Here is a 12,614-nt window from a genome sequence, read left to right on the forward strand (position 1 = left end):
ATGTTAGAAATCGGGAAAAAAGAATTTTGGTTCGTCGTAGGATCACAGCACTTATACGGAGAAGAAGCATTACAAGAAGTACGGGACCATGCAGAAGAAATGGTCAAAAGCTTAAATGACAGCTCAAAGCTGCCTTATCCAGTCGTTTTACAAGAACTCGCTGTTACTGCCGATACGATTACGAAAATCATGAAAGAAGTCAACTATCGGGATGAAGTCGCTGGGGTGATCACCTGGATGCATACCTTCTCACCAGCAAAAATGTGGATTCGCGGCACGAAATTATTACAAAAACCATTGCTGCACCTTGCCACTCAATACAATGAACAAATTCCATGGGAAACCATCGATATGGACTTCATGAACTTGAACCAAGCGGCTCATGGTGACCGAGAATATGGATTTATCAATGCCCGTTTGAAAAAGCAAAACAAAATCGTTGTCGGCTATTGGAAAAATGAAGCCATCCAAAAAGAAATCGCTGCTTGGATGGACGTGGCAGTCGGCTACAATGAAAGCTTCCAAATCAAAGTCGCTCGTTTTGGCGACAACATGCGTAACGTTGGGGTGACCGAAGGCGATAAAGTCGAAGCACAGATCCAATTTGGCTGGACCGTTGATTATTTTGGGATCGGCGATTTGGTTCAAGTCGTCGATGCGGTGACTGACGAAGAAGTCGATGCACTCTTTGAAGAATACAGCCAGCTGTATGATTTCGATTATGGCGATTACGACAAAGAAGAATGGGCACGTCATGTAAAAGCCCAGGCCAAACAAGAAATCGGTCTGCGCCGCTTCCTTGAAGCAGGCGGCTATACGGCATTTACCACGAACTTTGAAGACCTATATGGTATGCAGCAGTTGCCTGGTTTAGCTGTACAACGTTTGATGGCAGAAGGCTATGGGTTTGCTGGTGAAGGGGACTGGAAAACCGCCGCTATTGACCGCTTGATGAAAATCATGGCCCACAATAAAGCGACTGGCTTTATGGAAGACTATACCTATGAGCTGACACCAGGAAAAGAAGCCATCTTGCAATCCCACATGATGGAAGTCGATCCAGTATTAGCAGCCAACAAACCAAAAATCGTGGTTTCGCCATTGTCGATGGGGGATCGTGAAGACCCAGCCCGACTCGTCTTTGACGGCCAAGGCGGCGAAGGTGTCGTGGTTTCGATGGCCGACTTTGGCACCCACTACAAATTATTGATCAATGAAGTCGATGCCTTTGAGCCAACTGAAGAAGCACCAAAACTACCGGTTGCACGAGTAATGTGGACACCAAAACCAAATTTCCACGATGGCGTCAAACAGTGGATCGAAACAGGCGGTGGCCATCACACCGTTGTCTCACTTGTCCTAAATTCTGATCAGATCGAAACATGGGCGAAGCTTGTGGGATTAGAATACGTAACGATCAAATAAGTACCCAATCACAAAAGAAACCGTTGGCGATGGTCGGCGGTTTCTTTGCGTTTTTCTTAAGCTTTCTTGCCTTCTAGCTGCAAAGTGCGGATAAGCAGACCCCTGAAAGCACCAGCAATCAGCAAAATTGACTTTTAAATATAGGGGGCATAGACTTTTATGTAAGAGTGGAACAATGGACTAAAAGGAGGAGCACAATGAAGACAACCTACGATACACCAGAGTATTATCAGAAAATGAACGCTTGGTGGCGAGCAGCCAACTACCTTTCCGTTGGTCAGATTTATTTGAAAGACGATCCCTTATTGCGCCGCCCCATCGAAGAAAAAGATTTGAAAGTGAATCCGATTGGTCACTGGGGAACGATCGCAGGGCAAAATTTTATTTACACCCATCTCAATCGCGTCATCAATAAGTACGACTTAAACATGTTTTATATCGAAGGACCAGGCCATGGCGGACAAGTCATGGTTGCGAATGCTTATTTAGACGGCAGCTACAGCGAGATCTATCCAAAAGCCACCCAAGACGAAGCAGGGATGAAACATCTATTCAAAACCTTCTCTTTCCCAGGTGGGATCGCTTCTCATGCGGCACCTGAAACGCCAGGTTCGATCCATGAAGGCGGCGAGCTAGGCTATTCCATCGCCCACGCTACCGGAGCTATTTTAGACAATCCCGATGTCATTGCAGCAGTAGTGGTCGGTGATGGCGAAGCCGAAACTGGACCATTAGCGGGCAGCTGGTTTTCAAATACCTTTATCAATCCAGTCAATGATGGCGCAATTTTGCCTATCTTGCATTTAAATGGCGCCAAAATTGCCAATCCAACGATCTTGGCTCGTAAAAGTGACCAAGATCTCACGAAATATTTTGAAGGCATGGGTTGGACCCCTTATTTCGTAGAAGGGGACGATCCAGAAGCCGTTCATCCGCAATTGGCACAGAAAATGGATCAAGCCATTGAACAGATCCACGCGATCCAAGCAGAAGCCCGCAAAGGTTCTGCGGAAGAAGCCGCTATGCCTCATTGGCCTGTTTTGATCGTTCGCACACCGAAAGGGTGGACTGGACCGAAAGTCTGGGATGGCGAGCCGATTGAAGGGGGCTTCCGTGCCCACCAAGTACCGATCCCTGTCAATGCGAAACATATGGAACACGTGGATGCTTTGACGGATTGGCTGCAGTCATATCGTCCAGAAGAGCTTTTTGACGAAAACGGCCGCATCAAAGCTGAGATTCAAGAATTGGCACCAAAAGGAGAGCAGCGGATGGCGGTCAACCCAATCACCAATGGGGGGATCGATCCGCAACCGCTACGCTTGCCAGATTGGCAAGCACATGCCATTGCGATCGAGACACCAGGGGAAACGACTGCCCAAGATATGATGGTCTTTGGGAAATTTGCCCGTGACATCATCAAAGAAAATCCCGACAACTTCCGCATCTTTGGCCCAGATGAAGCCAAATCCAATCGGTTGAACCATGTGTTTGAAGTCACGGACCGCCAATGGTTGGAGCCAAAACATCCTGATTATGATGAATGGCTGTCTTCAGTGGGCCGTGTGATTGATTCACAATTATCAGAACATCAAGCAGAAGGCTTCTTGGAAGGCTATGTGCTGACGGGTCGTCATGGCTTCTTTGCCAGCTACGAGTCATTCTTAAGAGTCGTTGATTCTATGATCACGCAGCACTTCAAATGGTTACGAAAAGCTCATGATCTTGACTGGCGCAACCCGTACCCCTCATTGAATTTGATTGCTTCATCAACGGTCTTCCAACAAGACCATAATGGGTACACCCACCAAGATCCAGGGATCATGACCCATATTGCAGAGAAAAAAGCCGACTTTGTGCGGGTCTACTTGCCAGCCGATGCCAATAGCTTGATGGCTGTCATGGCAGAAACACTCGCTTCTGAAGAAAAGATCAATCTAGTGGTCTCTTCAAAACACCCACGTCCGCAGTTTTACTCGGCGGATGAAGCGAAAGTGCTTGTCAAAGATGGCTTGAAAGTCATCGACTGGGCATCGACAGATGAAGGACAAGAACCCGATATTGTGATCGCAGCTGCTGGGACGGAACCGAATTTGGAAGCTTTAGCCGCTGTTTCCTTGCTGATTGAAGCCTTCCCAGAGTTGAAAGTCCGCTTCATCAATGTGGTCGATCTATTGAAATTGCGTCGTCCAGAAGTCGATCCTCGTGGGTTAAGCGATGAAGCATTCGAAGCCTACTTTACGAAAGACAAACCGATCGTGTTTGCTTTCCACGGGTATGAAGGACTGATTCGCGATATCTTCTTTGGCCGTCGCAACCAACAGCTTCATATTCATGGGTACCGAGAAAATGGCGACATCACGACACCGTTTGATATGCGGATCCTTTCTGAATTGGATCGCTTCCACTTAGCCAAAGACGCCGCCGAATGGGTCTATGGAGAAAAAGCAACGGACTTTGCCCAAAAAATGGCAGACACCGTTGCGTATCACCATGACTTTATTCGAGAAAACGGCTATGATATCGCCGAAGTCGAAGAGTGGGAATGGAAACCATTGCGTTGATTTATTCTCCACAACGCCAACGTAAGACAGTTTAAGAACAAAAAAAGCACAAAAGAAACAAAACGATCCGCAACAGGGTCGGGACACCTTACTAAGGTAGCCCGACCGACTGTCTGCGGATCGTTTTTTTTAAAAGACGTCGAAACCGTAGTTTTTGATATGCTGCTTCAACAAGGCGAGATAGTCCAAAGCCATCTCACTCAGTTCCATTTTCTTGTGTTTGAGGTAACCTAGGGTCATCGCATCATCGACTTCCAAAGGGATCGCAACGATTTTTTCATCATTCAGCTCACTGCTGATGATCCCAGAGCTGATGGTATAGCCGTTGAGACCCACCATCAAATTGAAGATCGTGGCACGATCGCTGATGCGGATGTGTTTTTTGCGCTGTAAAGTGCTTAAGATCTCTTCAGAAAAGTAGAAGGAATTGGTTTCCCCTTGTTCGTACGACAAATAGGTATATGGTTCCAAATCAGCTAATGTGATGCTTTTTTTCTGAGTCAGGGGATTTTCTCGGCCGATGAAGACGTGGGGTTTGGCTTCAAATAAAGGAATGAATTGCAGGTCTTTTTCGTGGATCAAACGGGTGAGGACCGTCGTGTTGAAATCATTCAGATAAATGACCCCCAATTCGCTCTTAAACGTCTGGATATCATCCAGTACATTTTGTGTCTGGGTCTCCCGCAAGGTGAATTGAAATTCATCTTCCCCTAACTGTTTGACCAGCTCCACGAAGGCGTGGACGACGAAGGCATAGTGTTGTGCGGAAACACTGAAAACATGCTTGCGATGGCTGTCTTTGCGAAAGCGTTCGTCCAAGAGATTGACTTGGTCTAAAACATTTCGAGCATAGTTGAGAAAGGAACGGCCATCATCGGTCAAGGTCACCCCTAATTTACTGCGGTAAAACAGCTGCAGATCATACTCTTTTTCCAACTCTTTCATGGCTTGAGAGAGGGAGGGCTGACTGATGAAAAGCTGTTTGGCGGCTTCATTGAAAGAGCCAGTTTCTACGATTTTTTCCAAATATTCAAGCTGCTGGATACGCATGGGATGCAACCTCCTTTTTATGTTATAGGTATTGCCTATGGAATATATAAGTTTATAAGTATTATCTATAGTATAAGATGTTTGCTAGAATAAATCTAACAATTTTGAAAACTTTGTATAGGAGGAATGGATATGGCAACAGACAAATTTCAGCTTGTGGGGTCATTGTTACGACCACAAGATTTATTGGACTACAAAAATCAAATCGAGCATCGGGAGGACATCCGCTACCCGTTTTATGATGCGTTTCCTGGCTACCAAGAAACGGAAGCAAAAGCGATCGCTGAAATCATTGCAGCGCAAAAAGAACACGGCATCACAGTCATCACAGACGGCGAACACGGCCGCTCAATGTGGCACCTGGATTTTCTCTGGGGATTAAAAGGCGTTGAGCGCTATATCTCCGATCATGGGTATGCCTTTGAAGATTTGGACGGTGGACATTTTGAGACACGTAAAGACATCGGCATCCGAATCACAGAACCATTATCTGGCAAAAACCATCATTACTTGACGTTGTTTAAAGAAACCAAACGCCAAGCTGGCGACCTGCCAGTCAAAATCACCGTCTGGGGGGCTGCCCACGCCTTTACCGAGCTGACTGTCTTTAACGACCTCGTTGGTGAAGGTCAGGTGTATCCAACGAAAGAAGCCTTGCGGGAAGGGCTGCTTAACGCCTACAAAGAATTCTTGCAGGAATACCGAGAAGCAGGTGGTGAAATCGTTCAGTTCGATGATTGTTTATGGGAATTATTCGCCGAAGACAATGACAAGAGCTTCTTCACCCAAGGCAATGACGGCTTAGAAGCGTTAGCCGATGAATTCGTGGCGATCAACAACGAAGTCGCTGACTACGCCCACGAATTAGGATTAAAAGTCTGGACCCACAATTGTCGCGGCAATTACCAAAGCCGCGCGGCAGCCAGCGGTACTTACAAAGCGATCGCCGAAAAATTCTTGCGTGATCAGCATTATGACCGCTTTTTCCTAGAGTGGGACGATGACCGTGCTGGTGATATCTCGGCTTTAGAAGCGCTGAAAGATCGTCCAGAAGTGGAAGTTGTCTTAGGCTTATTATCCAGCAAAACCGCCACATTAGACGATGAAGAGCGAGTGATCGCTTTATTAGATAAAGCTAGTCAAATCATTCCTAAGGAGCGGCTTTATCTTTCTCATCAATGCGGCTTTGCCTCTTGTGACTGCGGCAATGAGCTTTCGACTGAGCAGCAATGGGCAAAAATCAAGCAAGGGCAAGCCTTAGCTGAAGCATACTTCGGTTAAGCAGTTGCGTCTTCTTTTCCCTGAATCTTCCCCTCGAAACCGGTACATTTGACAAAGTTTCGAAAATTTCAGAAAAAATGTTTGACATTTTCTTTAAGAGCGAGTAAAGTAAGACACAACTTAATGAAACAGACATCGAAAAGAAGAGTAGCAAGGCTTGCTGTTTGAAGAGAGTCTCTGGTTGGTGCAAAGAGATAACGCATGGTTGTGAAACACATCTTGGAGTCGTTTTTCCGAAAGAAAAGTAGGAAAGACCGGGTTTGCCCGTTACAGCAGCAGTCATTGATTGATGACTTTCTGAGTTCAGTTGCTGTGAAGCACTGATAAACAAAGGTGGAACCGCGTTGATAACGTCCTTTAGCTGTAATGGCTAGGGGACGTTTTTTTTCTCTTTTTTTGCGGCTCACCGAAAACCGAAAGTGGAAGGATCACAAGGACTGCACGAGGCCTTTTCCTGTGAAGGAAAGGCAAATTGAGGTGGAACCACGTATCAAGCGTCCTCTGGCAAATGCCAGTGTGCGCTTTTTTTGTTTTTCTTTGTTAGAAAAATGAAACTTGCCAGTTGCCCCTCACCAGCCAACGTATAGCGTCACATAAGCGTCGGAGCAAACCGTCGCTAAGCTGTATCGCTGCTAATCGAAATTGAAACCTATCAAGGAGGAAGTCATCATGTTTGAGTATTTAGTCAATGTTATGCCCCAACTGATTTCAGGAACTGGAATCACCGTTAAATTGTTCGCACTGACCTTAATCGGGTCCATTCCCTTAGGCATCTTGTTGGCCTTTGTTTTAGCCAGTCGCCTGCGTATTTTGAAATTGATCGTGCAAGTCTACGTATGGTTGATGCGAGGAACGCCTTTATTGCTACAGCTGATCTTCGTATTCTACGGTCTGCCGATCTTAGGGATCGTCTTTGACCGCTTTGAAGCAGCCTTGATCGCCTTTATTATCAATTACGCTGCTTATTTTGCCGAGATTTTCCGTGGAGGGATCCAATCGATTCCAGCAGGACAATACGAAGCCGCGAAAGTCTTGCGTTTGTCCCCGATCCAAACGATCCAAAAAATTATCATCCCACAAGTCGTCAAGATCACCCTGCCATCTGTCGGCAATGAAGTCATCAATCTTGTCAAAGACACATCCCTCGTCTACATCTTAGGATTGTCAGACGTGATGCGAATCGGGAAAATCGCCATGGAGCGAGACAGTACCTTGCTTCCGTTAGTCGGGGTCGGCTTGATCTACTTGGTGATGACAGGCGTCTTTACGTTATTGTTAAAACAAATCGAGACCAAACTGGACTATTACCGTTAGGAGGAACCACATATGTTAGAACTAAAACAAGTATCAAAGTCATTTGGCGCTAAAAAAGTCATCGATCAGCTAGACTTGACGATCGAAGACGGCAGTATCTTAGCGGTGGTCGGTCCTTCCGGTGGTGGGAAAACTACCTTGCTTCGGACACTGGCTGGTTTAGAAACGATCGATTCTGGAAGCTTTTTACTGGATGGCAAAGCCTTTGATCCCACCGACACAAAAGAACAAGAACAAGTCGTCGGTGTCGTCTTCCAAGACTTCCAATTGTTTCCGCACTTGTCAGTTTTTGAAAACATCACTTTGGCGCCAAAAATGGTGCTAAAACAAGACAAGGCCACGTATACAGCAAAAGCCGAACAGTTGGCAGAAAAACTAGGATTAAGTGACCTACTAGCCCAATATCCCTTCCAATTGTCCGGGGGGCAGCGGCAACGGGTGGCTATCGCACGAGCGATGGCGATGAATCCCAAAGTGTTGGCCTATGACGAGCCTACCAGCGCCTTAGATCCAGGCTTGAGACAGCAAGTCGAACAGCTGATCTTGGATCTGAAAAAAGAAGGAGTGACCCAGATCGTGGTGACCCATGATTTGGTTTTTGCCGAAAATATCGGTGATCAATTATTAAAAGTAGCAGGAGAATAAGGGGGAGAACAAAATGAAAAAATTACTATTGACGGGAATCGCAGCAGCAAGTGTATTTTTATTAGGGGCGTGTGGCAGCAGCAATGACACCACAACCAGTGCCGCTGACAAAGAAGAAGTGATCGTCGGCCTAGACGATACTTTTGTACCGATGGGCTTTAAAGACGACCAAGGCAACATCGTTGGGTTTGATGTGGATTTAGCCACAGCGATTTTGGATCTAACAGGAACCAAAGTCAAATTTCAACCAATCGATTGGTCCATGAAAGAAACCGAACTAAGCAATGGCACCATCGATATGATCTGGAACGGGTATACCAAAACCGCAGCTCGTGAAGAAAAAGTATTGTTTACAGATACTTATATGGAAAACAAACAAGTCTTAGTCACAGCAAAAGCCAGCGGCATTACTAGCTTTGATGATATGGAGGGCAAAGTCTTAGGTGCCCAAGAAGGTTCCTCTGGTTATGAGACCTTCAATAACCAACCGGAAGTTTTGAAGGATCTCGTAGACGGCAATGACGCAACCTTGTATGCCAGCTTTAATGAAGCCTTTATCGATCTAGAAAACGGTCGGATCGACGGTCTTTTGATCGACCGCGTCTACGCAGAATATTATTTGACTCAAACAGGCAAAACCGATGACTTCAACGAAATCGAAAGCCCCTTTGAAGCAGAAGATTTTGCTGTAGGTGTGCGTAAAGACGATCAAGCCATGGCAGATAAAATCAATGATGGCTTGAAAGAATTGCAAGACAATGGCACCTTTGCTGAAATCTCTGAAAAGTGGTTTGGTGAAGATGTCACACCAAACTAAAACAAGACAACAAGAGGCACTGGCTGCTTAGAAGCTGGTGTTTTTTTTATATTCATTTCTTTTGCGTATTTAAGGAAAGAAGGAACGATTGAAGTATATACTTGTGTATACATAGGCGTGCTCATGTTATAATGATAGGTAGTAAGGAAAATCCGATAAAGAGGGGGGAGCCGAGTGGAACATTATAAAGAGACCGCTCATTTGATTAAGTGGGGCAACGGACAGGGGGTTCGCTTGTCTAAGAAAATGATTCGGAAATTGGATCTCCAGGTAGGTTCTGAACTAGAAATGGAACTGGCAGAAGAAGTCAATGGCAAAAAACAGTTAGTTATTACAGAAAAGCAGTCAGTAGGAGCGTTGTCCCCAGAGGAGAAACTTCGTTTAGTCGATTCTTTGCAAGGCATTTTAGCAGATTCATTTGAAACACCTGACGTTGTGGACATCAAAAAAGTAAGAAACGAACGGCGTAGGAAAAAATATCTGGGAGAATAAAATAAGCATGACCAAATACAAAGCCAAACGAGTCGTGATTGACACCAATGTGATCCTTGACTATTTATTAGGAAGAGGGTCTAAAAGCCATCAAGAAGCCATCAAACAGATATACAACAGTTCCATTTATGGACTTTGCGAGGGCGTGATTACGGCAAGTACCTTAACGGATCTTTTCTATATTCTCGATGGAGCAGCAGGAGTCGATGCTCGGAGGGAAGTCAAAAAACTGATCCAAGTGCATACCGTCTTAACAGTTACGGAAGCAGATTGCCTTCAGGCGCTTGATTCAACAATGACCGATTTTGAGGATGCTGTTTTAGCAGCTTGTGCGAAGCGAAATCAAATCGACAGTCTAGTAACGACCAATACAGCTGATTTTGAATCATCGGGACTGATTGTCTATACAGTCGCTGAATTTGTTGACCAGCTAGAAAGAGGATGATCACTGCTATATCTGGCAGACATCCTCTTTTTTCCTTAAATTCCAACAGCTAACCAAAATTTCTCACAGGAAAACTTTTGTTCGCCTTCTTTTTTCGTTATAATAGGGAAAGATGAAAAGAGGGATAGAAATGGCGCAAAAAAAACGCGCAAAGAAACGCAAAACAAAAAAACAACAAAAACAGCAAGAGAAATTAATGCTGGTCGGCGTCGGCCTGCTCTTTGTCTTGTTTTCGATATTTGGCTTTTTCCATTTAGGTTTTTTAGGAACCTTGATTGCCAACGGGTTTCGGATCGTTGGCGGAAACACGTACCAATTTTTGAGTGTTGCCCTAGCCGCTTATGGTGTCTGGTTAGCGATCAAAACGACCGATGCTCGCTTTAAGAGTATTCGGCGAGTGATTGGCTGTGTATTGGTGTATTTTGGTTTACTGATCATCCTCCATGCGCAAATCTTTAGTAATGTGGTGGGAGAACAAGCCAATATCTTCCAAACGACGTGGATGACGCTGTTAGGCGATATTCGGCGCAGCCAAGTGACCCAAAATGTCGGGGGCGGAATGATTGGCGCCATGCTCTATGGGGCGACCTATTTTCTTGTTTCCCAGATCGGCAGCTACATCATCGCTGTTTTACTCATGATGATTGGGGCGTTCTTGTTCAGCCAAATGAGCAGCCACGAGTTAGTCGAGCACCTGCAAGCAGCTGGTGACAAGCTGCAGCGGTTGTTAGAAGGCTCTCCAGAAAAGCAAGCCGAACGAGAAGCCCGCAAAGCGGAACGAGCAGCAGAGAAACAAGCTGCGAAAGAAGCCAAAAAAGAAGCCGAACGAGCAGCAGTCATGGCGGAGATCAAAGAAAAGAATCAAGTCCGACCAATGACAGAAGACGAAAAATCAGCAAAAGAACAACAGATGCAAGCGCCAGCTGATTTTGAACCAGAGCAGCTGAGCTTTGTACCCATCGACCACTTCCAGGAATTGCCGCAAGCGGCGGGACCAGAGGCCGCTCAAGCACCACATCCAGCAGGAAACAAACCGGGACCAAGCAAAAAGGTCAATGAAGACGGAGAGATCCTTGATGATGATGGTGAAGTATTGGAATTTGAGATTTCGGAAGAAGCTGAAAATCGTGATTATGAATTGCCTTCAGCGCAATTACTCGATTCGATCCCTTCAACGGATCAAAGCAGCGAGTACAAAAAGATCGAACAAAATATCGGTGTGTTAGAAACCACCTTCCAAAGCTTCGGTGTTGATGCAAAAGTCGTCAAAGCCAGCTTAGGACCAGCAGTAACCAAATTCGAAGTTCAACCAGCAGTAGGGGTCAAAGTCAGCAAAATCGTCGGGTTGACCGACGATATCGCCTTGGCCTTAGCTGCCAAAGATGTGCGGATGGAAGCGCCGATCCCAGGGAAATCATTGATTGGGATCGAAGTTCCAAACAGTGCAGTCAGCATGGTTTCATTCCGAGAAGTGATCGAAGCCCAACCGGATCATCCAGATAAACTATTAGAAGTACCTTTAGGACGCGATATTTCTGGCCGTGTCCAAACGGCAGACTTAACGAAAATGCCCCATCTCTTGATTGCCGGATCGACCGGGAGCGGGAAGTCCGTAGCCATCAACGGCATCATCACCAGTATTTTGATGCGGGCAAAACCCCATGAAGTCAAACTGATGATGATCGACCCGAAAATGGTTGAATTAAATGTTTATAATGGGATTCCCCATCTCTTGACACCTGTCGTGACCAATCCCCGCAAAGCGGCGCAAGCGTTGCAAAAAGTGGTCAAGGAAATGGAAGAGCGCTACGAAAAATTTGCGGCAACTGGGGTCCGAAACATTACTGGCTACAACGATTTAGTGATCAATAAGAATTTAGAAGACGGCGAAAATCGTCCGATCTTGCCATTCATTGTAGTGATCGTCGATGAGTTAGCCGACTTGATGATGGTTGCCAGCAACGAAGTCGAAGATGCCATCATTCGTTTGGCGCAAATGGCACGGGCAGCAGGTATCCATATGATCCTAGCAACGCAACGACCAAGTGTGGATGTCATTACAGGGATCATCAAAGCCAATGTTCCATCACGGATGGCCTTTGCGGTTTCCAGCGGTGTCGATTCGCGGACCATCATTGATGGGAACGGAGCCGAAAAACTGCTGGGACGCGGCGATATGCTGTATCTGCCGATGGGTGAGAACAAACCGATTCGGGTCCAAGGGGCCTTTATCTCCGACCAAGAAGTCGAACGAGTGGTTGAATTCGTGACCGATCAGCAAGAAGCCAATTATGAAGAAAAAATGATGGTCACTGAGGAAGAAACGAGTACCGGCAGCAGCGGACAACCGCAAGATGAGCTATTCGAAGATGCCAAAGCCCTTGTGGTGGAAATGCAGACCGCCAGCGTTTCTCTCTTGCAGCGACGTTTTCGCATCGGCTATAACCGAGCGGCTCGGTTAGTGGATGAATTAGAAGATCAAGGCGTCGTTGGCCCTTCTGAAGGCAGCAAGCCGCGGAAAGTCTTGATCGAGCCGCAACCAGAAGACATTCCCACCTTTGATGAATAAGGAGAACAAGAC

At 46.0% G+C, this 12,614-nt stretch carries 10 protein-coding genes and 1 other annotated feature; of the genes, 9 read left to right on the forward strand and 1 reads right to left on the reverse strand.

All coding sequences use genetic code 11. From position 1 onward, the window contains the following. Entirely contained in the window at nucleotides 1–1,425 is a 1,425-nt protein-coding gene (araA, locus tag IGI73_RS02075) for an L-arabinose isomerase (RefSeq protein ID WP_005227266.1), read from the forward strand. A gap of 197 nt (nucleotides 1,426–1,622) precedes the next feature. After that, a complete protein-coding gene (locus tag IGI73_RS02080) occupies nucleotides 1,623–3,989 on the forward strand; it encodes a phosphoketolase family protein (RefSeq protein WP_428206868.1) in 2,367 nt (788 codons plus the stop codon). A gap of 129 nt (nucleotides 3,990–4,118) precedes the next feature. Here IGI73_RS02080 and IGI73_RS02085 read toward each other — a convergent pair whose 3' ends face one another. Continuing rightward, on the reverse strand, nucleotides 4,119–5,039 hold the full coding sequence (locus IGI73_RS02085) for a LysR family transcriptional regulator (RefSeq protein ID WP_005227268.1): 921 nt from the start codon (nucleotides 5,037–5,039) through the stop codon (nucleotides 4,119–4,121). A 126-nt stretch (nucleotides 5,040–5,165) separates the two neighbouring features. On the opposite strand from IGI73_RS02085, the gene IGI73_RS02090 reads away from it, so the two are divergent. From IGI73_RS02090 to IGI73_RS02120, 7 genes are all read left to right on the forward strand, one after another. Further along, nucleotides 5,166–6,320 carry a cobalamin-independent methionine synthase II family protein gene (locus IGI73_RS02090; protein WP_179190613.1) on the forward strand — a complete coding sequence of 385 codons (1,155 nt, stop codon included), beginning with the start codon at nucleotides 5,166–5,168 and terminating at the stop codon, nucleotides 6,318–6,320. Nucleotides 6,321–6,446: 126 nt separating this feature from the next. Continuing rightward, nucleotides 6,447–6,681 (forward strand) — a binding site (T-box leader). Between the two features lie 308 nt (nucleotides 6,682–6,989). Then, nucleotides 6,990–7,634 carry an amino acid ABC transporter permease gene (locus tag IGI73_RS02095; protein ID WP_010748717.1) on the forward strand — a complete coding sequence of 215 codons (645 nt, stop codon included), beginning with the start codon at nucleotides 6,990–6,992 and terminating at the stop codon, nucleotides 7,632–7,634. A gap of 12 nt (nucleotides 7,635–7,646) precedes the next feature. Further along, complete coding sequence (locus IGI73_RS02100) at nucleotides 7,647–8,279, forward strand: amino acid ABC transporter ATP-binding protein (protein WP_016611403.1); 633 nt, start codon at nucleotides 7,647–7,649, stop codon at nucleotides 8,277–8,279. Nucleotides 8,280–8,292: 13 nt separating this feature from the next. Then, the gene (locus IGI73_RS02105; protein ID WP_005227273.1) at nucleotides 8,293–9,096 is read left to right on the forward strand and encodes an amino acid ABC transporter substrate-binding protein; all 804 of its coding nucleotides are present in this window, start codon (nucleotides 8,293–8,295) and stop codon (nucleotides 9,094–9,096) included. A gap of 174 nt (nucleotides 9,097–9,270) precedes the next feature. After that, nucleotides 9,271–9,588, forward strand: a complete 318-nt coding sequence (locus IGI73_RS02110; RefSeq protein WP_015508880.1) for an AbrB/MazE/SpoVT family DNA-binding domain-containing protein — start codon at nucleotides 9,271–9,273, stop codon at nucleotides 9,586–9,588. Nucleotides 9,589–9,595: 7 nt separating this feature from the next. Further along, the gene (locus IGI73_RS02115) at nucleotides 9,596–10,033 is read left to right on the forward strand and encodes a PIN domain-containing protein (RefSeq protein ID WP_086294490.1); all 438 of its coding nucleotides are present in this window, start codon (nucleotides 9,596–9,598) and stop codon (nucleotides 10,031–10,033) included. A 130-nt stretch (nucleotides 10,034–10,163) separates the two neighbouring features. After that, on the forward strand, nucleotides 10,164–12,602 hold the full coding sequence (locus IGI73_RS02120; RefSeq protein ID WP_005231469.1) for an FtsK/SpoIIIE family DNA translocase: 2,439 nt from the start codon (nucleotides 10,164–10,166) through the stop codon (nucleotides 12,600–12,602). The last annotated feature ends 12 nt before the right edge of the window (nucleotides 12,603–12,614 follow it).

The sequence above is a fragment of the Enterococcus sp. DIV0755f genome (assembly GCF_051713725.1).
Lineage (GTDB): Bacteria > Bacillota > Bacilli > Lactobacillales > Enterococcaceae > Enterococcus_D > Enterococcus_D casseliflavus.

Bases quoted from the DNA above. Each gene is read 5' to 3' on its own strand.
- araA (WP_005227266.1), top strand. From the start codon at position 1: ATGTTAGAAATCGGGAAAAAAGAATTTTGGTTCGTCGTAGGATCACAG.
- IGI73_RS02080 (WP_428206868.1), top strand. From the start codon at position 1,623: ATGAAGACAACCTACGATACACCAGAGTATTATCAGAAAATGAACGCT.
- IGI73_RS02085 (WP_005227268.1), bottom strand. From the start codon at position 5,039: ATGCGTATCCAGCAGCTTGAATATTTGGAAAAAATCGTAGAAACTGGC.
- IGI73_RS02090 (WP_179190613.1), top strand. From the start codon at position 5,166: ATGGATATGGCAACAGACAAATTTCAGCTTGTGGGGTCATTGTTACGA.
- IGI73_RS02095 (WP_010748717.1), top strand. From the start codon at position 6,990: ATGTTTGAGTATTTAGTCAATGTTATGCCCCAACTGATTTCAGGAACT.
- IGI73_RS02100 (WP_016611403.1), top strand. From the start codon at position 7,647: ATGTTAGAACTAAAACAAGTATCAAAGTCATTTGGCGCTAAAAAAGTC.
- IGI73_RS02105 (WP_005227273.1), top strand. From the start codon at position 8,293: ATGAAAAAATTACTATTGACGGGAATCGCAGCAGCAAGTGTATTTTTA.
- IGI73_RS02115 (WP_086294490.1), top strand. From the start codon at position 9,596: ATGACCAAATACAAAGCCAAACGAGTCGTGATTGACACCAATGTGATC.
- IGI73_RS02120 (WP_005231469.1), top strand. From the start codon at position 10,164: ATGGCGCAAAAAAAACGCGCAAAGAAACGCAAAACAAAAAAACAACAA.